The sequence below is a fragment of the Nitrospiraceae bacterium genome, from assembly GCA_019637075.1.
Lineage (GTDB): Bacteria > Nitrospirota > Nitrospiria > Nitrospirales > Nitrospiraceae > JAHBWI01.
Window position 1 is genome coordinate 75,581 of the sequence record JAHBWI010000005.1, and the last position, 26,328, is coordinate 101,908.

At 58.8% G+C, this 26,328-nt stretch carries 21 protein-coding genes and 1 pseudogene; 5 read left to right on the forward strand and 17 right to left on the reverse strand.

Translation table 11 applies throughout. The features are described 5' to 3' along the window. Positions 1–22 precede the first annotated feature (22 nt). On the forward strand, positions 23–676 hold the full coding sequence (locus KF814_14100; protein ID MBX3237276.1) for a hypothetical protein: 654 nt from the start codon (positions 23–25) through the stop codon (positions 674–676). 5 nt (positions 677–681) lie between these two features. Beyond that, positions 682–903 (forward strand): DNA gyrase inhibitor YacG, encoded by a 222-nt coding sequence (locus KF814_14105; GenBank protein ID MBX3237277.1) that lies wholly within the window; start codon positions 682–684, stop codon positions 901–903. Positions 904–912: 9 nt separating this feature from the next. Here the strand turns inward: KF814_14105 and KF814_14110 are convergent, their stop codons facing one another. The 3 genes from KF814_14110 to KF814_14120 all read right to left on the reverse strand — a co-directional run bounded on the left by KF814_14110 (position 913) and on the right by KF814_14120 (position 3,968). After that, the gene (locus KF814_14110; GenBank protein ID MBX3237278.1) at positions 913–1,278 is read right to left on the reverse strand and encodes a hypothetical protein; all 366 of its coding nucleotides are present in this window, start codon (positions 1,276–1,278) and stop codon (positions 913–915) included. Positions 1,279–1,425: 147 nt separating this feature from the next. After that, the gene (locus tag KF814_14115; GenBank protein MBX3237279.1) at positions 1,426–2,637 is read right to left on the reverse strand and encodes a DUF1501 domain-containing protein; all 1,212 of its coding nucleotides are present in this window, start codon (positions 2,635–2,637) and stop codon (positions 1,426–1,428) included. Between the two features lie 8 nt (positions 2,638–2,645). After that, positions 2,646–3,968 (reverse strand): DUF1800 domain-containing protein, encoded by a 1,323-nt coding sequence (locus KF814_14120; protein ID MBX3237280.1) that lies wholly within the window; start codon positions 3,966–3,968, stop codon positions 2,646–2,648. Between the two features lie 202 nt (positions 3,969–4,170). Between KF814_14120 and KF814_14125 the strand changes: the two genes are divergently transcribed. Then, positions 4,171–4,497, forward strand: coding sequence for a PilZ domain-containing protein (locus KF814_14125; GenBank protein ID MBX3237281.1), 327 nt, complete (start codon positions 4,171–4,173; stop codon positions 4,495–4,497). Positions 4,498–4,707: 210 nt separating this feature from the next. Here KF814_14125 and KF814_14130 read toward each other — a convergent pair whose 3' ends face one another. The 7 genes and pseudogenes from KF814_14130 to KF814_14160 form a co-directional block, all read right to left on the reverse strand. Then, entirely contained in the window at positions 4,708–5,121 is a 414-nt protein-coding gene (locus tag KF814_14130; GenBank protein ID MBX3237282.1) for a hypothetical protein, read from the reverse strand. Positions 5,122–5,153: 32 nt separating this feature from the next. After that, entirely contained in the window at positions 5,154–6,260 is a 1,107-nt protein-coding gene (locus KF814_14135) for a DNA topoisomerase IV subunit A (GenBank protein MBX3237283.1), read from the reverse strand. A gap of 254 nt (positions 6,261–6,514) precedes the next feature. Continuing rightward, a pseudogene (locus KF814_14140) lies at positions 6,515–8,221 on the reverse strand (DNA topoisomerase VI subunit B). A 292-nt stretch (positions 8,222–8,513) separates the two neighbouring features. Then, on the reverse strand, positions 8,514–9,665 hold the full coding sequence (locus KF814_14145) for a saccharopine dehydrogenase NADP-binding domain-containing protein (GenBank protein MBX3237284.1): 1,152 nt from the start codon (positions 9,663–9,665) through the stop codon (positions 8,514–8,516). Between the two features lie 21 nt (positions 9,666–9,686). Beyond that, positions 9,687–10,367, reverse strand: a complete 681-nt coding sequence (locus KF814_14150; protein ID MBX3237285.1) for a hypothetical protein — start codon at positions 10,365–10,367, stop codon at positions 9,687–9,689. Further along, positions 10,364–11,218 (reverse strand): RHS repeat protein, encoded by an 855-nt coding sequence (locus tag KF814_14155; protein ID MBX3237286.1) that lies wholly within the window; start codon positions 11,216–11,218, stop codon positions 10,364–10,366. The genes KF814_14150 and KF814_14155 overlap by 4 nt, the downstream gene beginning before the upstream one ends. Next, a complete protein-coding gene (locus tag KF814_14160; GenBank protein ID MBX3237287.1) occupies positions 11,219–15,310 on the reverse strand; it encodes a hypothetical protein in 4,092 nt (1,363 codons plus the stop codon). Between the two features lie 460 nt (positions 15,311–15,770). On the opposite strand from KF814_14160, the gene KF814_14165 reads away from it, so the two are divergent. Continuing rightward, positions 15,771–16,007 (forward strand): hypothetical protein, encoded by a 237-nt coding sequence (locus KF814_14165; GenBank protein MBX3237288.1) that lies wholly within the window; start codon positions 15,771–15,773, stop codon positions 16,005–16,007. Between the two features lie 483 nt (positions 16,008–16,490). Here the strand turns inward: KF814_14165 and KF814_14170 are convergent, their stop codons facing one another. The 7 genes from KF814_14170 to KF814_14200 form a co-directional block, all read right to left on the reverse strand. Then, positions 16,491–17,708, reverse strand: a complete 1,218-nt coding sequence (locus tag KF814_14170; protein ID MBX3237289.1) for a tyrosine--tRNA ligase — start codon at positions 17,706–17,708, stop codon at positions 16,491–16,493. Between the two features lie 8 nt (positions 17,709–17,716). After that, positions 17,717–18,235 carry a helix-hairpin-helix domain-containing protein gene (locus KF814_14175; GenBank protein ID MBX3237290.1) on the reverse strand — a complete coding sequence of 173 codons (519 nt, stop codon included), beginning with the start codon at positions 18,233–18,235 and terminating at the stop codon, positions 17,717–17,719. After that, positions 18,236–19,654: a dihydrolipoyl dehydrogenase gene (gene lpdA, locus KF814_14180; GenBank protein MBX3237291.1), complete on the reverse strand. Its 1,419-nt coding sequence runs from the start codon at positions 19,652–19,654 to the stop codon at positions 18,236–18,238. A gap of 108 nt (positions 19,655–19,762) precedes the next feature. Then, positions 19,763–20,149: a glycine cleavage system protein GcvH gene (gcvH, locus tag KF814_14185; protein MBX3237292.1), complete on the reverse strand. Its 387-nt coding sequence runs from the start codon at positions 20,147–20,149 to the stop codon at positions 19,763–19,765. A gap of 119 nt (positions 20,150–20,268) precedes the next feature. Then, the gene (locus tag KF814_14190; GenBank protein ID MBX3237293.1) at positions 20,269–21,846 is read right to left on the reverse strand and encodes a tetratricopeptide repeat protein; all 1,578 of its coding nucleotides are present in this window, start codon (positions 21,844–21,846) and stop codon (positions 20,269–20,271) included. 73 nt (positions 21,847–21,919) lie between these two features. Continuing rightward, positions 21,920–23,073, reverse strand: a protein-coding gene (locus KF814_14195) for an IS3 family transposase (protein ID MBX3237294.1) whose coding sequence is annotated in 2 segments (ribosomal slippage) — positions 21,920–22,830 and positions 22,830–23,073 — 1,155 coding nt in all. Because the reading frame shifts where the segments join, the coding sequence is not laid out codon by codon here. A 576-nt stretch (positions 23,074–23,649) separates the two neighbouring features. Then, positions 23,650–24,726 (reverse strand): hypothetical protein, encoded by a 1,077-nt coding sequence (locus KF814_14200; GenBank protein ID MBX3237295.1) that lies wholly within the window; start codon positions 24,724–24,726, stop codon positions 23,650–23,652. 458 nt (positions 24,727–25,184) lie between these two features. Between KF814_14200 and KF814_14205 the strand changes: the two genes are divergently transcribed. Beyond that, on the forward strand, positions 25,185–26,066 hold the full coding sequence (locus tag KF814_14205) for a hypothetical protein (GenBank protein ID MBX3237296.1): 882 nt from the start codon (positions 25,185–25,187) through the stop codon (positions 26,064–26,066). Positions 26,067–26,328 lie beyond the last annotated feature (262 nt).

The window sequence follows — 26,328 nt, forward strand, 5'->3', positions numbered from 1 at the left end:
TATGCCGATGCGCTTCCCCCTTATGCCCTACATCCTGCTCGCCCTGACGGTGTTGGGCTGTGTCGGCCCGACCGCCGAGCGCCATCGGACTGCGGTGGCCCCCCTCCCGGATTGTTGTCGGGCGATGAAGCCCAGCCGGAACCAGGCGGCGATCGTCCAAACGGCTGCCGGTTTGGTCGGTGCGACGACGATCGAAAGCAACGGTCAGCGGATCCGCTACGACTGCGCCGGCGTCACGCGGGCCATCTACCTGGCCCACGGGATCGATCTCTACCAAGGCTCCGATGGGAATGGGACGGACAACGGCGTTCGGCTCATTCACAATCATCTGCGCAACCAAGGCCGGCTCCACCGAGGGCCCGGTGTACACGCCGGGGACTTGGTGTTTTTTGACAATACCTGGGACTACAACGGGGATGGAGTGGTGAACGATCCCCTCACCCATGTCGGCATCGTCGAGCATGTGGAATCCGATGGGACGATCGTCTTCATCAGCCGCGTGGCGGACTCCATCCAACGCTACCGGATGAACCTTGCACAACCCGGCATCCACCGTGCGCAAAACGGACGAGTGCTGAACGACTATATGCGCCGCAAACGCTGGCAGGACGGAGGCGATACCCTGTATCTCACCGGACAGTTGTTTGCGGGATTCGGGACGAGAATTGTAGAGTGAGGGTGATGAGTCAGACCCCGCAAACAGACCGCGAGAACCAACCGACCAAATCCCTGAGCCCCTGCCCGGAATGCCGGACACCGACTGCCTGGCGCGACAATCCCTGGCGTCCCTTCTGTTCCGAGCGTTGCCAGCTGCTTGACCTTGGCGCCTGGGCCGGGGAGCAGTACCGAGTCGCAGGCCCCAGCCTCACAGTCCCAACCTCGGAGTCTCCTTCCGAGGATTGAGGCTAGCGCCTATTCACACCGGCAGTTCGCCTTGTATTCAGTACACATCGGACCGAAGTTCTTCACACAATCGCAGCTGCACTTCGGCGTCTGGTCGGCTGGACAGGTGATCTGACAGGTTTGCTTGATCCCCATGCCGCAAGACACGATTTCGCAGGAGTTCGATCCTTCGGCCATGAGCAACGGCGGCGTCTTGGCTGGACCATGCCCCGGCAGGTGATTTTTCGGTGCGGTGGTCCCCGGCACCGGGGTCATCCGAGGGGCTGACTCCGCGTCAGGCTCCGCCGACCAGGCCATTCCCGCCGCGGAGAAAAGCCCCACGAACAACAGACCCAGCAACGCCCCACGCAACCTGCGCACTCCATGTTTCGTCATAGTCCCCTCCAGGTGAGTCGCCGTAGGATAGGCAGGCGCCAGGCCAAAATCAAGCCGGGCTCGGCGACTCCTGTCCCGGCACATTCGGGAATAACCCTGAGCTTGAGGCAGAATGCGGAAGGACTTGCCCAACCTCGCATGAGTTGATCACGGCTTCACGCAATCCAGGCTCGGGTATCGCCCGGCAACGAACATCGGATCACTGATACGCCACCATCGCTCGACGACGGTCGCATAGAGGCTGCGATAGTCAATCCTATGTTTGAGGTCTCCATCCTGAAGATCGCTGAGAGAGGGCTGCGCCCCATAGAGCCCTCCCTTGACCCGCCCCCCAATGAGGAAGTGCGGCGCTGCGGTGCCATGGTCCGTTCCGGCGCTGGCATTCTCCCCCACTCGGCGGCCGAACTCCGAATAGGTCATGATCAGCAGATCCTGCCACCGCCCCTGCCGGACCGCTGCCTGGCGAAACATCGCCAATCCCTGCGCCAGCTCTTCCAGCAACCGCTGGTGGGTGGGACGTTGTCCGGCATGGGTATCGAATCCCCCGTGGGTCACCTTGATCACCGCCACCGGCACGCGCGCGGCGATCAGCTGCGCCGCCACCTGCAGTTGTCGTCCGATGTTGGTGACGGGAAAGTCGACATCGAGATCGGGCACCTGCTTCATTCTCACCCGCAGATCACCGACCGCATGGGAAATCTCGCGCTGGACCTCCAGGATATGGGCCAACGCTCGATTCCCACCGACCGAGGCGACCGGATGAACCATTGCCGCTTGAGTCAGGAATTCTTCGGGCTCGCGCAATGCAATCGCGCGGGCATGACCGCCGGCCAACGGTCCCCCGTCTCCCTTGCCCAACAGTATTCCATCTGCCGCAAAATCGGCCGGTACGGAAGCCCGCTCGAACAGCCTGGCCAACCACCCTTCATCCAAAACTTGATCACTATCCGACGCGGTGTCCCAGATTTCGATCGAACGAAAGTGAGACCGGTTGGGCTTAGGGTAGCCGACGCCCGCCACAATCGCGCATTCGTTCGCCTCCCACATCGGCATGAGCGGCGTGAGCGCAGGATGAAGCCCCAGGCTCGGCGACAATTGGCGGACCTGCTCGCGAGGGATGGCCAATTTCGGACGAGCACGATAGTACGCGCCATCGGCATACGGCACCACCGTATTGAGCCCATCGTTTCCACCGTGCAGCTCGACGAGGAGCAACACACGCTGATATGGCGATCCGGCCGGAGCGTGGCCGTCCCCCTGCGCGGCCCAGAGTCGTTGAAACCAAGACGGAGACAGTAGCAGCCATGGGATCGCGGCGGCGCTACGGAGGATTTCGCGGCGGCTCACTCCTTCTCGCATGCTGGTCCTCATTTCAGTTGATAGACGGGATCCGTGACCAGGTGAACCACGGACTGCGCCCGCTCCTCGTCGGCAGAAAGCGGAGAGACCGGTGGCAGCGGCAGTAACGTGGCCTGCACGACGTCGATCGGCTCAACCGCTTGCCAGGTACTGCCGATGCCATGCCCCAGTTCACCCATCGTCATCGGATGGCCAAGTTCATGCCCTCGGATGCTTCGGTGTAGCAATTGAGTTCGGACCAACAACGTCGTCGCCGTGATCCATCTAGCCCCGCCAGGCCAACCCTTGACGTTGGGGGGGTCGAACAGATCCTGGCCGAGCCTGCGGCCGTATCGGATGAACGGGAGTGGATCATCGTCCGGCAACCCAAACAATTTCGCGGTCCCGACCATCAACTCCACCGGGGACTTGATCATCGCGCCCCGTTCTTCAGGAATCCAAAACCGCTCGTTCAAAAAGATGGCGCGCAGGACCGGCGTAATCTCGTACCGCTCTTGCGTGAACAGGGTCGCCAGCCGTTCGACCTCAGCCGCCGCCGGTTCCTCCGACACAAACTCCCGCCAGAGTTTCACCACGAGATGCCGAGCCGTCTGAGGATCGTCCAACGTCAGGGCCAAAATGTCGTCTCCCTCGAAGGCTCCGCTCTTGCCGAAGACGAGTTTCCTTCCGTCGTCGTGCTGGATCGGATCCACACGGAACGCCCCGGTTCGATGGTCGACATGCCACCCACTGAACGCGCGCGCCGCTTCTTTGATATCCCGTTCGGTATAGTGTCCTTCGCCCAACGTGAACAATTCGAACAGTTCCCTGGAGAAATTCTCGTTCGGATGGTCTTTGCGATTGGTCTGCGTGTCGAGGTAGAGAACCATCGCGGGATTCTTCGCAATGGCCTTCAGCATGTCGCCGAAGGAGCCGAGGGCATGGAGGCGAAGCAGAACATTTTGCCAATACAGAAATCCCGGCCACTTGACCTTGTGGAGGCTGGAGGTGAAGTGGTTGTGCCAGAAGAGCGTCATCCGCTCGAGGATGGGGCTCTTGGTCGCCCGTAGCTCCCGATACCACCAGCCCTTCAGCTCCAACCCCTCCAGTTTTCGTTCCTCGCGGAAGGCCCGCTTGTCCATCTCGCTCCAGTACTTGCGATCCCTCGGCAAGGGCGGCAATCGGTGGATCCAAGTCGGTGGCGGTGTGTGCGCCTTCGTGGAAGGGACGGCCAGGATGTGGGCCACGGCCGCCGCCCGATCGAGCGGCATGAGCCGGCGGATCTCATCAGGCGTGGCGCCGAATCCCGTGCGGGACAGGAGATGGCGGGCCTCATCGAAGGAGAGCGGCATGGGAATGCCTCAGCGATATCCAGTGGGGACTGATCACCTCAACGAGCAACCGATCGTTCCGTTGACAGAAGACCTTGAGGAAACAGGAGCAGCCGATGACGATGTTTCGGGTCGATTGTTTCACGGAACTGAATCGTTTGATAGACTGAATGTGCGGGGCAGCTATCGGGCCTCGTGCCTTTCCAGCTGCAAGGAGACCCCGATGATTGAGTTGCGCCAGCAGCGCCGGATTCCGGTCAACATGCAGGTCATCTTTGCCCACGCCGGAGCCACCAGCCTGAAGCAAGGGACCCTCTTCGACCTCTCGACCGGCGGCTGTGCGGTCGCGACGACGGTCGCGGTGCCTCCCGGTGTCCCCCTGAGTCTCTTGATCGAAGGCCAAGATCTCGGCACCCCGATTCGCATTCCCACCGCGACCGTCCGCTGGACCAAACTTGGGGAGTTCGGTGTGGAGTTCCTGGCGCTGCCCGAATTGGAACGCCGACGCCTGTATCGACTGATCGACTACCTCCGCCCCTCCACCACGTAGTCCTGAACAGTCCTGCCGACTGCTGCAAATGCCCCCGCAGCCTCCAGCCCGCGTCTCCATTGACTCCGCTGGTCGCATCTCGCCGGATGTAGGCGAACCGAATACGGCCATTCGTACAGAATATGACGCACAAGAAACGGAGCGACGAGGGTTGGGGCATGGGCTCCAAGCCGACGCTCTACAGCGAAACCCAGAGAGGTAGTCTTGTGTTCAGCAGGGAATGTTGATCGCGGGATCGCAGAACAACGGGGGAATGACGGGCGGGCGCATGTAGCGGGAGGCGGGATCCTGAGATCCCAGGGGTTGGTTCAAGGCGGGACCACCGGTCATACCCGGCAGCCCGGCCCCGATGCTGCCGAACGACTTCCCTTGGCTGGATGGAAGTGTCGAAACCTGCGGCGCACTGGCACCGGATGCGGTCGAGGTGATGGTCGCGGAATTCGCCGGTGCGGGCAAAGTCCCAAGTAACGGAGGATTCTGCCCCGGCGGGGTCTGTGGCAACGAGGGGGAGGACGAACTTTGAGCCTGGGCCATGCCGGAACACAGCAGCAACGCCACCCCCACGGCCTGCGCCGAGAGGGCCGTCAATGCGAGCGTCCTGTTTCCTTGGCCACGGAATCCCATCTCGAACACCTTGCTGGTACGTCTCAAGCCGCTCAGTCGAGCCAATCCTTCTCTTTCAACTTCCGCGGCAGGTACTTCTTGGTCAGGTACTGGAAATCTTTGTTGGCCAACGCGTCCAATTCATACTTGAGCCCGCTGGCCAGCATCCGCTTGATCTCCTGCTGCCAGGCCGGTTTCTGAAACCACTCGTAGTTCAGGAGTTCCTTCGCGCGGGCGATGTCCTTCTCGTTCAGCTTGATGCCGACGTTGCGCGGCAGCTCGTACCGCTCCGGATCCGCGCTCGAGAGTCCGATAAACTTGGCCTTGGGGATCGCCATGCGCTGGCTCTCGAATGCCAGATTGATCGACCCCTGTTTCACGACCGAATAAATATAATATCCCCAGGGATCGTTGTCGACCAAGACATAGACCGGCAGCCGGTGCTCCTCGTGCAGGCGTCTTGCCAGCCGGCGCACGCCGCGCGGCGGCTGGCCGTTGCCGGTGAGCAGCACGCAATTGTAGCGGCGCCAAAACTTATCTTCCGAGAGGCGGTTCCACTGCGTGCCCTTTTCGACCAGGAGGACGAAGTCGGCCGTGCAGCGGCGGATCTCCAGATACTCCGGTTCGACGATGGAGGGCACCGAGTAGCCTCCCTTGCCGAGCTTGGCACAATCCACTCGGTCTCCGTCGTCTCCGAACACCACCGGGCCCACGATGCTGCCGCCGTTTTCCGCTCGGACATGGAGCTCTTCACGAAGCGCCGCAAGCGACACTTCGAGGTCCTCGATGATCGGATCGGATTCGTCCTGCGTATCGAAGGTGTTTTCGTGGGAATCCTGGATCGTATGTTTCGTCCGGTAATAGATCTCTCTGAGCGAGGTCGTGAGGTCGGCCCGCTGCAGTTCGGACAAGGCATCGGCGACCAACATGGTCTGCATGAACTTCTTGGCCATCCCGACGTTGAAGAATGTACGGGCCTGTTCCTTATCGCCCATCTCGATCATTCCCTTGCGAGGGTTGAACGAGACGTTCGACAGGGCTCGGATCGGAATCGCGAACGTCGGGTCCTTCGACCGTTGGGCCGCATTGATGACCACGTCGGCCATCCCGATCAACTTCTTCTCCACTACCCCGGCTCGTTTGTCTTTGGTCTGTGCCATCGGTCGTCCTATTGCTTCCGACGCGCCGCGCCACGCGGAGCCGTCTTCTTGGCAACCTTCCCCGCCGTTTTCTCACCACCGCTCTCGCTGCCGTAGAGCCTCAACTGCGCGGCCTTGCCCTTCGCAGGCTTCCCTTTGGCCGCCTTCGCAGCCGTCTTCGCGCCGGTCGCCTTGCCGGGCTTTTCGGACTCGGGCTTGGGCTGAACCTCCTCGGGAGCCGGTGCCGCCTGGACTTGTCCGCCGGCCGCCTCAACTTCCCCCTCGAGGCCGTCCGCCGTCACGATGATGGAATGCGGCAGACCTTGCGGTCCGGCCCCGGTTTTCCCCAAGGCTTCGTCGGTCTTCAGGCCGCCCGTCCGGCTGCTGGCAATCTTCTGCAATTGATCCCGCAACTTGTTCGTATCGAGGGTGCCGCCTTTCAAACGATTGCAGGCATCGACCACTTCCTCGATGTAGAGTTCGAAAATGTTTCGGCGGCGGAATTCGCTCGCGGCCCGCTCACGCCGTCGCAGGAAGACGCCGAGCCGGCGCCCTGCTTCGCGCAGCGCCAAGGTAATCTCTTTTTGAATCTCGTCGTAGTCAGCGATCGCTTCCTTGGACTCGCTCGTGAACGGCACCCAGACGGACGCCATGTGCACGAAAATTACCATCGGGCCGCCCGGCAAGGCGCCCCGCGACTGGCTCACACCATAGTGGCGCCACGTCGTACTCAGCACCGCCTTGAACGTGGAACAGGCGGATTGTTGATAGAGCAACGGCACACGATTGGCGTACCGGATGACGCGGGCCAGTTCGGCGTCATCCTCTTCGTCCTCCCCTTCCGCTTTCGGCCGTGCCGGTTGCTGGGGCTTCGCTTGATTCTCCGGCGGGCGGCCATAGGCGAGACCCGCTTCAATGATGAAGGGATTACCGCGGTAGACAGCCGGTGGACGGCTGACAGCCGTGTAAAATTCGCCTTTGATCTGTTTATACAGGCCGGACAGGATCGCGCGCTCTCCGATCGGCGAAATACAATTCGTCGGCGGCGCCATGATCTTGGTGGTCTGGATGGTCTTGTAGAGCATCTCGGCCGCTTGGTTCTTGACCTCGCGCGGTTTGGCATTCGGCGACACCTTGGCCGCTCTGCAGATCTCTTCGGCCAACGCCGGCGAGACCCGGCAGAAGTCGGTCGCGAGAAATCCTGCCACCGTATGGCTCTTGGTATCCTGCAGCATCTTCAGCAACACGCCGAACTCGATGCCGTAGGGATGCGGCTTGATTTCTTTCGGCGAGGGCGGCAGCTCGTGGTAGGTGCGGGGGTAGTCCTTCGTCTCCCCTTCCGGCGTGTGGTAGATCAGGTGCACGTGCGGATTCGCGATGGAGGTCTGCTCCAACCACTCGTCCACCGAGGCGCGGCCCTTCTGGTACCGCCCCTCTACTTCCAACGACACCTCCGTGCCTTGCGGCTGCACCCACTCGATCTGCTTGTTTTCATGCACGAGCGGTTCGTTCTTCTTGGTGTCGATTTGGACTTCGAAATAATGAGCGGTCGCGCGAGGCCCGGTTCGCGAAATGATCTTCACCGGCTTGCCGGTGGTCAGTTGCGCATACATGCCGGCGGCGGAAATGCCGATCCCCTGCTGGCCGCGGCTCATCCGTAGACGATGGAACTTGGAGCCGTAGAGCAACTTGGCGAAGATGCGCGGGATCTGTTGACGAACGATGCCGGGGCCGTTATCGGTGACGGTCACGCGAAACCGCGTCGCCTGGCTCGGCGCCGTCGCTTCGTTTCCGTTCGCCGCCACCTCGAGACGCACGGTGACTTCCGGAAGAATGCCCGCTTCCTCGCAGGCGTCCAACGCGTTGTCCACCGCTTCCTTGACACAGGTCAGCAGCGCCTTGCGGGGATTGTCGAAACCGAGCAGATGGCGATTTTTGGTAAAAAACTCGGAAACGGAAATTTCCCGTTGGCGCGCGCCCATCTCCACCGCCGTGACCGCAGGTGTAGCCTTGCCGGCGTCTTGCGCTTTTTTACGTGGAGCTTCTTCGGATGGAGAGTCGGATGCGGAACGGGAAGCGGAAGTCGCGGCAGCAGTGGGCTTGAGTGACGTCTTGGTGGCCATTCAACCTCTCAACCAGGTGATCCAGCTACATCGTGCGCCGAATGGCTTTGTCACCGGCGCAGGCTCTCACATCGTCGTTTACAGGGAACGAGCGTGAGAGTCAAGTGAACGTTGAATCCGTGAGAGGCAGACTCAGCCCTCTCGGACCGTGTCACCGACCTGATGTAGGGCGGGCTTTACGCTGAGTGACTCGCAATCCGATACGGCGCGCATCGGTCAGGATTGCGCGTCTGGTCGCAGGCGGCAGCGCTTCCGGAGGGAAGGCCCCGGACAATCGGTTCGGCAGATGCTTGATGAACAACGCCGTCATGTGCGCGGTCGACCAGGCGATCGGGGTGGAGTGAATGCCGCGTCGTCTCAGCAACGCCAGACTCGGCACGACGACATCGTAGCGAATGTGCGTCCTGCGACTCGCTCGAATCCCATGCACGATCACGGCCGCGGCAAAACGGGCATTGTGAAGGACTCCATACGCCACCAATCGCTTCACCGTGCCGGGCGTCGGCGTGCGCGGAAATCTGGCCTCGACCAATCCCCGCGACTTACGCAGTTTGCCCTGACGGTACCACCGCCTGAGCTGGTCCATGTCGGGGCCGCCGATCTTCGCGTCCATCGACTGCAAGGCAATGAAATGCGGCACCGTGACGACTTCATCCTGCGCGGCCAGCATGACGGCGACCGTGCCGATCGGCCGAGGGAATCGAAACGATTCCCGATCGCCGAACCTTGGGGCAAGCGCGAAGGTTCCGCGTCGATACACCCGTGGAGCCGATGTGGCTTCATCGAACGATTCTTCCGCCGACCACTGCGACACCGGATCGTCGCTGTCGGTCTGCTCGTAGAGCCGCACCTGCACGTCATCGACCTGGTCAAGCTGGTCCGCCGCAGCCGCGATCAACAGGTTGGTCAATCCAGGGGCCACACCCGCCGTCACCAGCGCCAGGCGACGCTTGAGCCGAAACCGATCGTCAAACGAGAGTTGCTCCGCTCGAAATGGATGGCCGGTGAGGTGTGCTGCCGTATCCAGATAATGACAGCGTAAGCGCAGCGCCGCCCGCATGATGATCTTATTGAAGACTGCGGGGCAACAATTTACCAGGACGTGGCTGCCGCGCGCCGCCCGGACGATGCTCCACACGTCGCGGGCATTGACCGGCACGACGGACAGCGTCGACGATTCGCCGAGGAATCGGCGCGCTCGCACGGGATCGCGATCGCCGCAGGAGACCTGATGACCCTGGCGTTGAAGCAGGGTGACGAGTCGTGACCCGGTGGCGCCAATCCCGAGAACAAAGATCCGCATCGGGTCGGCACTTTACCACATTCATTCAGCCGATGGGACCAAGGCCTCAGGCGCCGGATTTTCAGTAAGCGGATCACGGTAAAAACATGGCGCTATACCCCTGTAAGACCTGATGGCGCCGTTGGGCAGGGTGACAGAGTTCGTCGCGGTCGAGTTCGCGAACGTGCCCGTGAGCGTGGTGGTGCTCGTCGTGGTGGGCGCGGCGAATTGCGGCAGCACTTTCATCCACACCGTGGTCGCAGGGCTGCCTGGGACCGGCGTGTTGGTTTCCGCTGTGACGACGCTGACCGGGTTGGTCGTCCCGCCGGGTAAGGTCACATCGGCCGTGGTGTAGGAGCCGCCGGGCGTGCCGGCCGGGCTCGTGACCGTAAACGGATAGGTCCCAGACGGCACCGTGGAGGCCACCGTGAGGCTGATGGGCAGCGTCGTCGATGTGCCGCCCTCTCGAATCGAAGCCGTGAGCCCCGCTTGCGTAAACGTCACGGCCGTGGCGTTCAGGAGATTCGTCCCGGTGATCTGTATTCCGCTGGTAGCCCCTGGCGGAACGGTCACCGGATCAACGCTGGTCACGGCCGGTAAGGCAGGAACCGTAAACGATTGTGGACTGGTCGCCGTGCCGTTCGTGTTGGTCACCGTGATGGAACCGGTCGTGGCCGCACTGGGTACGGTGACGACCAGTGTGTTCGCAGTGGCAGACGTCACCGTGGCAGCGGTCCCATTAAACTGGACCGTGTTGTTTGCTGGGGTCGGACGAAGCCATAACCCTGGATCGTCACTTGCGTCGTGGCGGGTCCACTGCCTGGGGCCGCGAGATAGATTCCGATGCCGCTCCCGGGTGGGGTGAAGCGATCGATACTCGTGAGATTGCCCACGGTATCGTAGTTATAGACCGCCGTGACGCCGGCGCTGTCGGCCACACCAATAAGTCGGCCAACCTCATCATACAAATATTTCCCAGTATCTGCCGAGATATGGGCGAGAGGTAATAAAAGCACAGCTGATACAAGAATATACCCACACCGAATAGATACTCCATGATCCCAGGCTCGGCCAAGCCGAGCGAAGTTGACCAGGCTGAAAACAATTCCTAAGAGCGCACCTGCAAAACGCGTGAGTTGGCTCCATAGTGGAAGCATCGCTACAGAGAAATTCACGATGTGGATAAGTACACATGTCACATATTGAGTAACTTCGAGACCACGCGAACGCTCAGAACGATACCTCCACAGCAGGAAAATAGAGATACATAACGTTCCGAAAGGAATGCCAAGCACTGAAAGGCCGACTAGAAAATCGAGCGCATCTGCTCCTTGGCTCCAATAAGAAATCAGAACGCTAAGTCCTTGCGCCCAAAAAATTAAGCCCAGCACCAGCAATACTACCTCACCATTCCTCAAAAATAAGCTGAGTCCCACTCCGATAATTGCAATCGCCATGAAAAGAAAGAAGTAACTACCTCCGTACTGGGAGTCAACGAGAAGTAAAATAAGATAAGTACCAATAGCCAACAGGATTAGCGTGAGCCCACCTAGCTTGAGATTGGTTGTGGTCACTTACTCCTCACCATCATTGGCAAATGGGAATCCTTCCGGGAAACAACTTGGGCTAATCCCATACTGAGCGAAACATTTCTTATGGTAAGCCACTATAGCTGATCGCTTCGGACACGGACGTTTTCGACACACCTGTCTACTGGGGTCATTCATGGCTTCCTTATCCTGGACAATCAGACACTGACGTACCAATCTTGTTACTGGGGAGTAGGGACCATACCCCGTGAAACAAGGGTTAAACTGAGGCCGCTGACAATAAAATCGACCAGAAGAACTGTGGTAATTACAGCCGAAGCGTCCAGCGACCTCATCATAATATTTACACCCTTCTATGCCTACCCCAGGAAGAGTAGGCTGAGGTGCGTCTCCTAACGGATCAGCATAAATGATTGGATTATTGGCTGCATAACTGTAACTATTCAACCAGCTACCCAAACCTGCGAAAAACGAGTTCAGACTTGTTCGACCACGGGACGGATCCTCTCCGAAAAACCGCAGGATAGATGGTCCATAATATCTTGCTCGATAGTAGTATTGATTCGTCGAGTCCTTCTCACGGCCCGTGAACTGAAATGGATTGCTACTAGCCGTGCCGCTCTGTGTGGTCATCCCAAACGGTTGATAGCCATAGGTGGTCTGGCCAGATCCGGCACCATTGGTCAGGACAACAGCACTCCCCAAGGCATCGACCTGATAAAACTCATCACTGGTTCCTTTGCGTATGTAGGGCTCATCGATGCTGAGCCCGCGAATGTACGTGGCCGAGGGGGTCCCGCCGCTCAGTTCCGCTAAGATATCGTTGCCGTCATACCAGAATCCCGTCGTGTTACCGTTAATCGTCTTCGTTTTCCGCCGACCGAGACCATCATACCCGAAACTGGCCGTCACACCACCGCTGATCGCCGTCAAACGATTTCTCGCATCCCACGTATAGGTGTTCGTGCCATCGTTCGTGAGATTTCCATTCGCATCGAAGGTCTGCGTCACGCCGTTGAACTGGGTCTGTTCATTCGCCGCATCGTAGCTGTTGGAAGAGACAGCCGTAGGAATCAGCGACGCAGCAGCATTGGCCCTGTTCAAAGAGATTCGGTTGCTTGTCGGATCGTACTGGTAGGTCAACGCTTCGATGGTCGTGGGCGTCTTCACGTGGTTGATCGTCAACAAGCGATTGGCATTGTCGTAGCCGTAGCTGGTGACGACGCCATTGGGATACGTGAGTGAGGTGCGTCGCCCGGCATCGTCGTAGGCTAACGTGACGGTCTGGCTGCCTTGGGTGACGCCGGTCAGGCGGGAATTGTTGTCATAGCTGTAAGTCGTATCCGTGAGGCCGCTCGCTGATAGTTTGAACCTCCGGCCGATTTCATCGTATTCCACCGTCACCGTGCCTGGCGTGGTCGTCTCCAACACGCGTGGATGATGCCCTCCACTCACGGTGTCGTAGGTCCAAGTGATGGTCCCGCCAACCGAATCATTCACGCTGGTCAATCGATTGATCGCGTCATAGCCGAAGGTCACGATGGCATCGGGGTACGTAGCGCCGGTCCGGCGGTTCAGCGCATCGTACGAAAAGGTAGTAGTTTGATTCTTGCGGTCCGTGAACTGCGTGAGGTTCCCGGCCATGTCGTACTGGTAAGATTCTTGTCTGTTCAGCGCGTCCTTGCGGGTGGCCAGCCGATCCATTGGATCGTACGTATACGTCGTAGTCTGATTCTTGGCATCGGTCACGGTGAGGAGATTGCCGTTGAGATCATAGGCCAACTGCGTCGTCCCATTTTTGGCATCTGTGATCCGCCGCACCCGGTTGGCATTGTCGTAGCGAAAGGTGGTGACGAAGCCGCGTGGGTCTTTGATCCCCACCAAGCGCGAGATCGCATCGTAGGTCCGCTCTGTGCGGTTGTTCAGTGCATCGACCGTCGCCTTCAGGTTGCCGAAGCCGTCGTATTCGAAGGTCGTCGCATGGGACAGCGGATCGGTGATGCTGGTCGGCTGCCCTTGGCTGTTATAAGCGATGGTCGCGACCTTGCCGAGCGGGTCGGTGATCGTCGTCTGGGTGAGGGAGGGGTAACTGATCGTGGTGATATTCGCCGGGGTCATTGCATCGGTGATCTTGGTGAGCCGACTATAGGTCGTGTCGTATTCAAAGGCCGTCGTATTGTTTTCCGGATCGGTGATCGAGGCCACGTTGCCGTTGCTGTCGTAGGTATAGGCAGTGGTCCGGCCGAGCGCGTCAGTGACCTGCGTGAGGTAGTTCGTGCTTGACTGCAACTGGAATTGCGTGGTCTGCCCCGGGGCATCGATCTGGCTCACGAACTGATAGTTGTTGAAGGTATACGTCGTCGGATTCCCGCGCGGGTCGGTGACCTTGGTTTGGGTGATGGTCGAGCCCGCTAAGGTGTATTCAAATCGATAGGTCCCGCCGTCGGCCAGGATCTGCTTGGCCACCAAGCCACTCGGATAATAGAGTGTCGTCAGATAGGTAATGCCTCGGGCGTCCGTGATCGTGGTCAGCCGATTGTTTATGTCGTAGGTGTAGATGGTGACGCCGCCATCCGGGGCGGTGATCGTGCTCAAGCGGTGCAGGGCATCGTAACTGTAGCCGACGGTCCGTCCCATCGGATCAGTAATGGAGGTAATCAGCGCCGAGCCCGCCTGGTTCGCCGTGGTCGTGTAGCCGAATTTCAGGGTCCGCCCATATTGGTCGGCAATGCTGTCGATGCGCTGATTGAGCGAGCTGCGCGTGATAGTAATCATATTGTTGTACCGGTCCTTCTGCTGCATCAGCCAGGCGGCGCCACCGGTCGGCTGGCCGAACACGTAGGTCATGCCGTCCTTCCAGCGGATTTCCACATGGCTGTCGGGAAAGACCTGGGCCCGGGCGCCTTTGAGGAACGGGTAGTTCTGGTTGCGGAAGTACCCGTCGACCTCTTGCGAGAAGGTATAGCGGTTCCCGTTGGGCATCAGCAGCGAGAGCGCGGCCGTGCCGATCCCGGAGATGTACAGGTTATAGTTGAACTCCCCGCCCATCCCGAACGATCCCACGCCTTGGGCCTCGGTCCGGTAGGACCGCATGATAGCGATCGGTAACACGCCAGGCAGGCCTATGTCCGTTTTCTCAATGTTCAGCACGCCCGACGAGGGATCGACGGGATCGCCCGCGAAGAGAAAGCCCAGCAATTTGTAAATGAAGTCTTTCCAGGTCGCGTAACTCACACAAAACTTCGGCTGCCCCACGCCGGGGTCTGGGATGATGGTCTTGCCGTCGGGACTAACCGTGCCTTCGCCGTACTTCTTCCACTGATGGGAGTGGCTGGCGGGCTTGTCGGTCTTATCGTAGTACCAAAGATCCAGACGTGTGCCCGGCGGGGCCCCGAGATCGTTGGGATAGATCACCGGTACTGGCTTCGACGGGGTCCCACCACCGGGGTTGTCGAAGCTGAAGAGATAGACCGTCCGCGGCGCGGCATCTGGCGGCAGCGGAGGCACGCGATCCGGGGACAATGGGGTCACGGTCATTTCGGTCTGCGGGGTCCCGTCCGGGCCCAGGATCGTCGTGTCCTCGGGGATCGTGACAATCATCTCGGGGACCTCGGCTGGTTGAATCGTCATCCCCTTCCCAGGCGTCAGCCGATGACTCTTCTTTGTCGGCTCGATGACAAAGATCGGAGCCGGGACCTCGGTGAGGCCGCTGTCGGCAATCTCGACCATCGCGGGGTCCGCATGCCAGGCCCCGGTCATGGTCGCATCGGCGAGTTTCTGCCGTTTCGCCAAGAGCCACTGCGGCTCCACGATGACGAGCTGGTTTCCGGCAGGCGGGTTGCTGAATCGATACACACCGCGCTCATCCGTCTGCGTTCGTAACGTGCCGAGCGAGACCGGCACATCCTTGAGCGGTTTCTTGTCGCGCGCCGAGAGGACCTGGCCAGTCACAATACGAACGGCATCGGATGCAGACGGCTGCTGCGCGTAAAGCAAATGGACGCTAGTCTGAAAGGGATCGAGAAAAGAAAGTGTGAGGCTGACGATGAGACTCGTGACGAATGACAGCCGATGGAGTACCAATGCGGGGAGTCGCCGTCGATGCGCTGCTCGCAATCAACACCTCCGTTCGGAGTGTACCGCGGAGGCTTCTACACGTTGCCCAACGAAACCACAAGATGAATTATGGCCCTACTGCTAGTGCTACTTAGACCTAGCGCGAAGCGATACGGTTCAGGCTAGGTCAGCGCGGGCAGTGTTTTTGTCGATACTTTTGATCAGCGGCACTTGATTGAAGAATCCTGGTCAATAAATATTGGGTGGACAAGCTCAAGCTGCCGTAGATGCTTTTCGGCGGTTGAAACGGGAATGAACCAATCCCCACTTTTCTTTTCGACTACCTACTCTTTTAAGGCCACCTTCGTGGCGCAGCTATCGCGCCAGCTTGGCTGTCACTCATGCTGCTAAGCCATCCAAATGGATCTTGCTCATTCTTTGTATTTCCTCCGTGAAATGTGCGCTGGCTCTCCGCCTCCTGTGTGAGAGCCACCTTCATTTCAACCAAGGAGGAAACGCCATGACTACTAACAACAAACCGATGCACACGCTGCGATGCGGCAACATCAAGGCGACGATCTGGCGGAACCAGAGCGAGAAAGGTCCGTTTTTCTCCACGACGTTCACCCGTCCGTTCAGAGATCAATCGGGTGTCTGGAGAAATGGCACGTCGTTCGGTTTGAACGATTTGGAAGCGCTCCTCACGGTAACCCAACAAGCCATGAAGTGGATTGCTGATCACATTCCAAAGCCGTAAATCGCCAGAGGGAGGCTCTTCATGGAAGGAGGGCTTCCCTCCCAAGCTAATCTGATATGGCGGGACTATAGTGTGACAGCTAGGATTCAGTCGTCAGGTTTATGCCGCTACCCTGCAGAAACAATCGCCACGGAACTTATGATTTGCCAAGTAGTCTAGTCCATCCACCTTTGAGGCGTGAACAAGACCGGAGAAAACGATGTGGCGTCTTCTTCGGCTGCCAACGAATTTGGTGTCATTACGGTGTCAGCCAGACAACACAACTCACCTCAATACAGCTTAGTACCACCGAGGAAATTTGGCGGAGAGAGCGAGGCAATGCCGCTTTCAGAGCGGGTTCCCCGGATTAGCCACGTAATTTGTAGGAGGATTAGAACTGCTTGGGAAGCAAGGACTCTACCACTGAGCTACGCCCGCCCCTCTCGAAGCGATGTTGAATCCTACGCTGGCCGGTTCAGCTAAGTCAAGGTAACCGCGGCGGAATCACGCACGGTACTCGGCCACGGCGAACTTCCGGCGGCCGACCCGCATCCGTAAAATCTTCCCGGACTCCAAGGCGACCGTGCCGTTCACATCGGTCATCTTTCGTTCGTCGATTTCCACCCCACCCTGCGCGATCAAGCGCCGCGCCTCGCTCTTGCTTGGCACGAGTCCGGTTTTGGCTATCAAGTCGACGAGGCCGATGGCGGGTGCGGCGGCATCTTTCACATCGGCCGGGGTCAACTTCACGTGGGCATCCGGCTGCTCGGGAAATTCCCGGGCTTGGAATTTGTGTTGGAACGCCGCGCGCGCCGTGCGACCGGCTTCGGCCCCGTGGTAACGGGCCACGATCAATTCGGCCAGCGATTGCTTGGCTTCCATCGGATGGGCCGCACGGACCGCCCCCAGATCTTCAGTGGTCAACAATTCATAGTACCGGTGCATCAACGCATCGCTGATCGACATGACCTTGCCGAACATGTCGTCCGGTTGGTCCTCAAGGGCGATGTAGTTGCCCAGGCTTTTGCTCATCTTGCGGACCCCGTCGGTGCCCTCGAGCAGCGGCATTGTGATTACGACCTGAGCTTCCTGCCCGTAATCCCGTTGGAGATCGCGACCGACCAGGAGGTTAAACTTCTGATCGGTGCCGCCCAGTTCCACATCCGCCTTCAGCACCACCGAATCATACCCTTGGATCAGCGGATACATGAATTCATGGATGCTGATCGGCCGCTGCTCGGTGTACCGCTTATGAAAATCTTCCCGTTCCAGCATGCGGGCCACGTTGTAATGGGCGCTCAATTGAATGAGCCCGTCGGCCGTCATCTGGCTCATCCAGCGACTGTTGAATTCGACTTGGGTCCTTGCCGGGTCCAGGATCTTGAAAATCTGGCGCTCATAGGTCTTGGCGTTCTCGAGCACCTTCTCTTTGGACAGCGCGACCCTGGTCTCGGATCGACCAGTCGGATCCCCGATCATGCCGGTGAAATCGCCGATTAGAAAGATCACTTGATGGCCGAGATCCTGAAAATGCTTCAGCTTGTGGATCAGGACCGTATGGCCCAGATGGAGATCCGGAGCCGTAGGGTCGAAGCCGGCCTTGATGCGCAATGGCCGCTGCTCCTTGATGGCGCGGGCAAGTTTCGTCTCGAGTTCGGTTTGCTGGATCACTTCCACGATGCCGCGAAGAATCAAGTCGAGTTGTTGCGCGAGGGATGTCACAGTGTTCCTTAATGGCGAGAGGGTACTTTGGTATTCGTGACCAGCACGAAGGGCCGCAGACGATCGAACTTCTTACGCCCGATGCCCTTGACCTGCTGCAATTCTTCCACGCTATGAAACGGACCGCGTGAGGTACGATGCTCCACGACGCGCTGCGCCAGCTTCGGCCCGATCCCCGGCAGTCCTTCAAGGTCCGTGACGCTGGCCCGATTCAGATCAACCCGACGTGATTCCGCGAGGCGAACCGGAGCGTCGGTCTGTGCCGGTTCCTGAACCGACTTCGCCTTCGCGACTGTCTCAGCCTGTTCTGTGCCGCGATCCGGCTTGACCTTGACCTCTGGACCCGGTGCGACCGCCGGGGGAGATGCCGGGATCGCAGCTGGAAGCGCCGAACGAACGGGAGGCTGAGATACCGGTCGCGGAGGGGGCTCGGTCACCTGCCGTATCGGGGTCGTGGTTCCAATCCAGATGAGCGCTCCCAGCGTCACTCCCAACATGCTCAGCTTGATCAGGAGCGACCGGAGCATCTACGGAGCCTTTCTTGCCAAGTGTACCGCCCGGCCATGGACGTCCTCCATGGCCTCCATAAGTCCTTCAGCTAGCGTCGGGTGTGCATGGATCATGTCACCGACGGCCGTCGCGGTCGCCCCGACCTGCATGGCCAGTGCCGCCTCGTGCACCAGGTCGGCCGCATGGGCACCCAGAATATGTACGCCGAGAATCCGATCCGTGGCCGCATCGGCGATGACTTTCACCAAGCCCTGGATATCACCGCTCGCCTGGGCTTTGCCCAATCCCCCGTAACGGAAGCGGCCGACCTTCAGCGCTTTTTGCGCATCCTGCCCGGCCGCCGCGCAACGATCCTGCGCTTGCTGCTCGGTCAATCCGACTCGTCCGATCTCAGGTAACGTAAAAATCCCCGCCGGGATGACGTCATAGTTGATGGTTTTCTCCATGCCGAGCAGATTTTCAACGGCGACCTTGCCCTGGGCCGAAGCCACATGGGCCAACATGGCCTTGCCGACCACGTCGCCGATGGCATAGACGCCCGGCACATTTGTCTCCATGCGATCGTTGACGAGAATTTGTCCCCGTGACCCGACCTGAACCCCTGCGACCTCCAGGCCGATACCGTGAGAGTTGAATCCCCGGCCGACCGAGACCAGGAACTGCTCGGCATTGATCGACAATCCATCCCGCAGATGGGCCGTGACGACCTCGGGATGCCTGACGACTTCCTCCACCGTCACCCCGGTGCGGACATCCACGCCGCGCTTCTTGAGCTCCCGCTCCATCATCTGACTGATTTCTTCGTCCTCAAGCGGAAGGAGGCGGGGCATTAATTCGATGATCGTGACCTGCGTACCTAACCCGCTGTAAAGCGACGCGAACTCACACCCCTCCACGCCCCCACCGATGATGAGGAGGCTGGCGGGAATGCGCGGGAGGTCCAAGGCCTGCTTGCTCGTGATGATCTGCGCGCCGTCGATCGGGAACAGGGGCAAGTTCGGCCAAGAGGAGCCTGTGGCGATGATGAGACCATCGGCTGAGATTCGGGTTTCCGTCCCATCGGCTTTCTTTACCAGCACTGTCCTTGCGTCCAGCAACGCGCCTGTGCCTTCGACATGCTCAATCTTCCAGGTTTTGAAGAGAGTGCCGATGCCCTTGACCAAGGTGCCGACCACTTTGTTCTTACGAGCCACCATTACGGCCGGGTCGTACCGGATCGATCCCTCGAGCGTAATCCCGAAGTCTCGAGCCTTCTTGGCCTTGTCGCCCAACTCGACGACGGACAACAGCGCCTTGCTGGGGATGCACCCCCAATTGAGGCACACGCCGCCCAACGCCTGGTTTTCGACCACGGTCACTCGCGCGCCCAATTGTGCGGCGCGGATCGCCGCGACATAGCCGCCGGGACCCGCACCGAGAATCGCAATGTGTTTCATGGGGAATATCGAGACGTGATGCGTTGCTGAGCCGGTCAATGGACGAATGATCGAGGCCGTAAACGGAGCGAGCCTTCCGACTTCAGCCCATGACCGGCTTGCCGAAATCTAGTGCTTTTGTTTCTTTAAGAAATCTTCATACTGCGCCGCGGTCATCAGACCATCGACCTCCGCGCTGCTTGCGAGGTCGATGACGACCATCCATCCCTTGCCGTAGGGATCGGCATTGACCGCTTCCGGATGATCCTTCAAGTCGCTGTTGACCTTGCTGATCGTGCCGCTCACCGGCGTATAGATCGTGGACGTGGTCTTCGTCGACTCCACTTCACCGATCTGCTGTCCCGCGGTCACCTTGGCCCCAAGCTTCGGCAGGTCGATGAACACGATGTCACCCAGCGCCTCCTGCGCAAAGTGGCTGATGCCCACCGTGCCTTGTTGGCCTTGAACGCGAACCCACTCGTGTTCCTCATGGTAACGGAGATCCGACGGTATCATGCTGCTCCTTTAGACACGGACGAAAACGCTGTCCGTCCGCCTACTCGACTGATTTGATATCACGTAAGTTTTGGCGCCCTACCGATGGCGCCGGATCGTAAAAGGTGCGCCCGCTTTTGTCAAGGAAGTGTCCCGCGGGCATCGGGCACAAACACCACATGCCGCAAGTCCGGCGTCCGCACTGTGCTGGCAAAACTTCCGAGTCCCATAAACATGCCCGACCGATCATCGCTGGGCGTCCTGACCAAGACCCAGGCCTGCGGTGGACTTTGTGGTACTCCCTTCACAGGCTGCACGACTTCTTGACTCCAGCCCTTGAACGACGTCGCCAGAACTCCGACCTCCGACGTCTCCCGCGGCGTTCCTCCCAAGAGCAGATCGAATCCGCGACGCTTCGCTTCCGCGGCATCTTCCCCAAAATTCATGAGCGCCGACGTGGGATTCGAAAAGGCTTCAGGATGAACTTCGAGGATCACGCGCAGGCGCGGAGCAGCGGCCTGGATCTGTTTCTTGAAGGTCGTCAGGACGTCGAGTTCCTTGCGCGCCTTCCAGCCGACCCACCGCCAGAGAGTTTGGGTCGCAGCCGACGCCCCGGCATCCTGACGCAGCGAAATCTTTTCCCTCAATGCCTGAGCCACGTCCGCCGACGGTTGATGGAACTGCGTTTCAAACTGGCGCAAGACCCCGTCGCTCACCTCATAGGGAAAGCTGTTCTCTCCCCTCGCACGAAAGACGAGACCATCGACGCCCGTCGCCGAGAGATCGACCAAGAGCTGATTGAGAAACGGCTGCAACGGCGAGGATAACAAATCCAGTTGCGTCCACGGGTGGACGGTCCTGCGCGTCGGATCATAGAGCATGACATGCCACTCTCGACGCGGGTTGTTCAACGGCGCATGGAAGAGATCGATCACCGCATAGACGGACAGCCCCAGTTCATGGGCAGGCGGAACAAGTTGGCTGTACCAATCTTGAAGTACCGGCGCCTGCTGCGTCGGGAAAAATGCTCCCTCGAGAGAATCCGGCACAGCCGGGTTGTCAGCGCCGGTCTGCGCACGGGGTCTGGTGAAGGACGCGTCCGGGCTCGCATCCAGCAAGATTGCCGTGATGCCCTGCGCGCTCAACTGTCGTACCCATTGATCGATCTGCGAGATTGCCGGCAAGCCATTGAACGGCACATACAGCGCCGTATGCCCGGCCGCACTCCCACGCGATGGGGTGGGAAAACGCTGAATTTTTTCGATGCGGTCGGAGGCCCGCTCGGCATAGCTGCCCAATTTGTTTTTCGGGGTACCTTCGGGACCGGCGACTGCGCGATATTCCTTCAAGGCCGCAGGGATATCGCCCATTTGCTCATAGGCCTGCCCAAGATCCCATCGAGCTTCAACCGTGCGGCGGGATTGCGGGTAGATCGTCAGGTAACGGCTGTAGAGTTGAATGGCAGAGGCATACCGACCGTCGGAAAAGGCATTCGTCGCCTGCTGCCAGAGTCGGGTTTCGGCTTCGACCGTGGGATCGTCGGACGGCCGCGGCAATGTGCCGCCATCGCGCGTCACGCACCCCCCCGCCAAGGCGGCGAGCAGTGGCAGGAAGAAGATAACCCGAAGCACCGTCGCGTGCGGCGCCCTGCGGATGGGATTTACTTTAGTCTTCCAGCCGTGTGCAGCATTAGCCGTAACCAAGTAACCGAAGGTCATCCAGGATATACTCCAATCAAGTCATGGAGAGGCTCTATTTTGGAACCACACTATATGATGGGTTCTACGGGTTCTACCCCATTTCCACGGACACCTGAGGTAAGAGTTGCTCCGCCTCTTGCTGAACGGCCAGTCTCCGCCGCAGTCGCGGATTGTGCCAACGTTCGATGTAGTCAAAGATATCCGCTCTTGCCTCGGCCCTCGTCCGATACTGCCGCCGGTTGCCCCGCTCCCGCTGGAGCACCCCAAAGAAACTTTCGGCGGCCGCATTGTCGGCACAACTGCCCACCGCACTCAGGCGGCAGGTAATGTGGGGCACCTCCAAGAATGGGTGGTCGTCGTCGGACGTAACCTGGCAGCCGTGATCGGAATGGAGAATGACGGGCGTCCGGCCCGGCCGCTGCCACACGGCCATCAACACGGCTTGGACCACGAGTTGCCGGTCCTGCCTCGGACTCATCGACCAGCCCACGACCCCGCCCGAATACAAATCCAGCACGATGCAGAGAGACAACCAGTGTTCGGCGGTCCGAATGTACGTGATGTCGGTGCCCCATTTGGTGTTGGGCGCCGTGGCGGTGAAGGTCCGCTCCAACTGGTTCTGTGTCCCCGCGGGTGGAGCCCCGGACGGCTTCCGGCGCCACCACCGCCGCTGCGGCACGCCTTGCAACCCGGCCCCACGCATCAAGCGCGCGACTCGGTGCCGCCCGCACCGTTCGCCGGCATTGCGCAGCTCCTCCCAGACGGGGGGACTGCCGCTGATGCCGTCGGATTCGGTATGCAGGCGCCGAATCTGGACCAGTACGCGGGCGTTCTCCGGAGCTCGTGGACTGGGCGGGCGCGTGGTCCAGCCGTAACACCCACTGGCCGACACCCGCAAACAGCGGCACAGTAATCGGATGGGAAACGCAGCGCGGCATCGTTGGATCATCCGAAACTTCACGTCGACGCTTTCGCGAAGAACGCTGCCGCCTCGCGCAAAACATCCCGCTCCTTGGTGACGCGAGCCAGCTCCCGCCGTAACTGGCTCAGCTCTTCATCCCGCGAGCGCCCATTGCCCACCAAGGCCTGCTGAGGCTGACGGCGCAATTCACGCCGCCACCGTCCCAACACTTTGGCCCCGATGCCCAGGTCGGCGGCGATCTGACTCACCGTCACCCCCGGTGCATCGAGCATGGCGACCGCTTCTCGCCTGTACTCGGCTGAAAACTTCCGTCGTGTTCCTATGACACCCCTCCTGGCCCAGTATGGGCCTTCAGTGAGGTGTCCGTAAATCGGGGCAGAACCCGATTGCCGTGGAATCTGCATCAGCCCAATAGGCATGTAGGATGGGCCAATCCTCTCAAAATTATAGGCTAGCTTACCGATTACACTCTATCAGTCTTCAGGAACGGACTTTGAGCACAAGTATTGCGCATCCATAAGTTACCGCACGGGAAAGATTTTTCTTCCTAACGCTGCATATGCCCTACGGTGGGCGCATTATATTGAATGGCCGAAACAACGAACAAGATGGATGAAGCGGGCATCCAGGATTGCCAGGCCTCGAACCATACGAAGACCTGGCCGAGTCACAAACGTGTCTCTGCCTAAATGAAATGGAGTGCGACTGTCGAACGCTTTTTCTGGCGCTCAAGACACTAACGCAGCCAGTTTCAGCCCCAGACACGGCCAGTTACTCAGTCAGCTTGATGCAGGGTGCTTCTCCAATTCAACAAGTTTGGGATTCCTGGAGTATAGAGACAGGAGCATTTAGACTGATTTCTAGGTACGTTTTCAACATCACTCTAGACAACATCGCTCTTACTTCGCACAACAAAACGTGCCCCGCGAAATGGCATCAGAAATTGCTGAGGATATAATCCTGTTTTGTTCAGCAGTCGGATGCATATCCTCGGCCAGGAAGAAATCCGCGACCTTTTTATTTTGCTCCTGTGCGGCCTTCCGAATAAGCTCCTTGGATGCTATGAAAGGCACTCGATGTTCTTCGAGGGTCCTGACCAGCAATGCCTCCCGCCAAGACCGCGTGTCGCTTTGCATCTCGTCCAGAGAACTAAATATTATGAACAGGAACGGGATATTTCTTGCACGCAGATGTTCTATTGTCCCCTCTAAGAGCCGGGTGCCAATAGATTCAATCTTTTGGATTGCCCGCCCGGCTAAATAGTCCACCAATACCCTCGGTGCATGGTTGGAGTGCAACACGAATTGTAGGAGATAGGATCGGATGTCAACTGGATGGTCGTTCAGATAGCGAACAGGATCAGGGTCAATTGGAACACCGTGCAGTTGAAGCCCCCGGCCATCGAGTTCGAAGTAGGGTTTCTGCCCTATTCGAAAACCCATGACACTTCGATCGAGATCGTCAGTAAAAACGCCAACGATTGCCATTGCTCGCTTGTAGAGAGGGAGGGTTTCTCTCAGTAACAGCAACATCTGGTCCAAGCCATAGCCGCCTACACCATAATTGAGCATGTAACGACTGCCGGCGAACGACGGATTACTATTTAAGATTTGATGAAAACATTCCCCGGATGCAGCAGAAGCACATTGCGCGAAGGAGTCCCCGTAGAGAAGGATCGGCTGTCTTTCACCAAGCTGTCCCTCATCATCGTGTAGGTACGTTTCTCTCGAGAAATATCCAACCCAGCCAAGCAATGGATGGGGGGTCGCCGGGCCTTGATACTTGCCGCCCCAGAGATGATAGAGCTTCCAATAGTTCTCTTCATAAGTGTACGCAAAATGATAGGGCTGTTTGAATCGCTCAAGCATTGGCAAACCAGAGAAAAGGACCCACCGGAAAGCATACTCGGATGCTACCAGGGTTACGGCCGTGGAAAAACACAGAAGAAGCAGGTTTGCGAGAAGATGTTTTCTCATTTCATATCAGCAGATAGGGGCGCCCTGTATCAACATCAGGACTGGATAGAGCTGAGCAGTATAAGGATGTAGGCGTTTTCTCGGAAATTCCAGCTTTGAAGCGCTAACCCAGCGATTGAAATCCCGGGCGATCAAGTTACGTCATTGTTCATGGTCGACTGCTTTCCCCAACAGTGTTAGCATCTACGAAGATTCCTGACCTACGCCCTCAGATTCAGCCCTGAGCAAAAACATGAAATCAATTGTAGCGTTATATCATTCCTTGTTATGTTAGCCTGTGCATGATACTCATAGGCATCAGTTTTGCTTCCCGGCTCTTATAAAATATGCAAATGAGCACTGGGTCCCAGCTAGGAAACTCGTGATTGTTATTTCTACCCAGGTAGCACATTCTATCTTACGCACAGATAGGAACCAAGTAGGGAGTGCCGCAGCCAAAGTTTTACAAGGGGAACATCATGGCAGAACAGCTAGATCGCCAATGCATCAAGGTTTTGACAGCAGTCGTTATGGTCGCCATAGGTACGGCAACAATTTTCTTCCCGTCACAAGGTCACGCTGCTGGGATCTGGACTAACGAACCGACTGGCGCCAGTGTTGTTCTCGACTGCCCTTTTAATAGCGTCTCGGGTTGCGGCATCCTTGATGCGTACGCCACATCTCAGGTTGTTCCTGACGCCAGCGCCCCCGTCTCACCGAGCAATGTAGTTAAATCTACCCTGCTCCCGGGAAACACCGGTGGGGGCATTCAGCTGAATTATGTAACGCCACAGGTTCAACGAGAAATGTATATGGGATTGATGTGGCGTACCAATCCTCAGTTCCAGGGTCGCGTGGTAGGGAACAAGATGTTTTTCTTGCGTGGACCAGGGGCAAATGGCGTCTGGCTCTTCGGGAACAGCGCTTTGGTGGGCGGCACGGCACCGATGATTTTCGCTCACAATACAGGCGGCCTCGACAACAGTCATGTCTGCGCACTCGATTCGGGTCTGGCGTGCTATCCCAATGTCGGTGACGGCACCTTGCGCGTCGGGACCTGGACCAAACTGGAAGCCTATGTGAAGGCAAGCACCACGATGACATCACGCGACGGAATCGTCCGGTGGTGGATTAACGGTGTCCTGGTTGGGAATTACACGAACCTCAATTACGCTCAGAATGGGTTGAACGAGTGGGTATGGGCAGAAACTTGGGACGGGTTGGTCAATCCCCCACCCACGGTCGAGTGGAATCACTTTCTCGACCACCTTCACGTGTCAATTCCCAATGGAGGCGGGACAACGGATCAGCCACCCGGACCGCCGGCGAGCCCAAGCATCCGAGGCGTCACCGTCCCCTAGTGTGAGCGCGTCTGTTGATTGAGCCTTTGAGGCTATGCTGATTGCAGAGCCCGTCCGCATGCGACGCGGGGCACAGTTGCAATGTGCCTCGCGTCGCGCACATTTCTGCTTGCACCAGTCGGTGAGGGTTCCCCTCAGCGGTGTCTCACGACAACAGGACCTTCGTCTTTTCTAACAGGCCATGGTCTGAAACAGCATGCCTCGCACGCCTAGCCACCCTTCTGAGGTCACGGGTTCTCGGGACTGGCTGCCACGATTCCAG

What these genes read in the sequence shown, in the direction of transcription:
- KF814_14100 (MBX3237276.1), top strand. Translation starts at nt 23, where the DNA reads ATGCCCTACATCCTGCTCGCCCTGACGGTGTTGGGCTGTGTCGGCCCG.
- KF814_14105 (MBX3237277.1), top strand. Translation starts at nt 682, where the DNA reads ATGAGTCAGACCCCGCAAACAGACCGCGAGAACCAACCGACCAAATCC.
- KF814_14110 (MBX3237278.1), bottom strand. Translation starts at nt 1,278, where the DNA reads ATGACGAAACATGGAGTGCGCAGGTTGCGTGGGGCGTTGCTGGGTCTG.
- KF814_14115 (MBX3237279.1), bottom strand. Translation starts at nt 2,637, where the DNA reads ATGCGAGAAGGAGTGAGCCGCCGCGAAATCCTCCGTAGCGCCGCCGCG.
- KF814_14120 (MBX3237280.1), bottom strand. Translation starts at nt 3,968, where the DNA reads ATGCCGCTCTCCTTCGATGAGGCCCGCCATCTCCTGTCCCGCACGGGA.
- KF814_14125 (MBX3237281.1), top strand. Translation starts at nt 4,171, where the DNA reads ATGATTGAGTTGCGCCAGCAGCGCCGGATTCCGGTCAACATGCAGGTC.
- KF814_14130 (MBX3237282.1), bottom strand. Translation starts at nt 5,121, where the DNA reads ATGGGATTCCGTGGCCAAGGAAACAGGACGCTCGCATTGACGGCCCTC.
- KF814_14135 (MBX3237283.1), bottom strand. Translation starts at nt 6,260, where the DNA reads ATGGCACAGACCAAAGACAAACGAGCCGGGGTAGTGGAGAAGAAGTTG.
- KF814_14145 (MBX3237284.1), bottom strand. Translation starts at nt 9,665, where the DNA reads ATGCGGATCTTTGTTCTCGGGATTGGCGCCACCGGGTCACGACTCGTC.
- KF814_14165 (MBX3237288.1), top strand. Translation starts at nt 15,771, where the DNA reads ATGACTACTAACAACAAACCGATGCACACGCTGCGATGCGGCAACATC.
- KF814_14175 (MBX3237290.1), bottom strand. Translation starts at nt 18,235, where the DNA reads ATGCTCCGGTCGCTCCTGATCAAGCTGAGCATGTTGGGAGTGACGCTG.
- lpdA (MBX3237291.1), bottom strand. Translation starts at nt 19,654, where the DNA reads ATGAAACACATTGCGATTCTCGGTGCGGGTCCCGGCGGCTATGTCGCG.
- gcvH (MBX3237292.1), bottom strand. Translation starts at nt 20,149, where the DNA reads ATGATACCGTCGGATCTCCGTTACCATGAGGAACACGAGTGGGTTCGC.
- KF814_14190 (MBX3237293.1), bottom strand. Translation starts at nt 21,846, where the DNA reads ATGACCTTCGGTTACTTGGTTACGGCTAATGCTGCACACGGCTGGAAG.
- KF814_14200 (MBX3237295.1), bottom strand. Translation starts at nt 24,726, where the DNA reads ATGAGAAAACATCTTCTCGCAAACCTGCTTCTTCTGTGTTTTTCCACG.
- KF814_14205 (MBX3237296.1), top strand. Translation starts at nt 25,185, where the DNA reads ATGGCAGAACAGCTAGATCGCCAATGCATCAAGGTTTTGACAGCAGTC.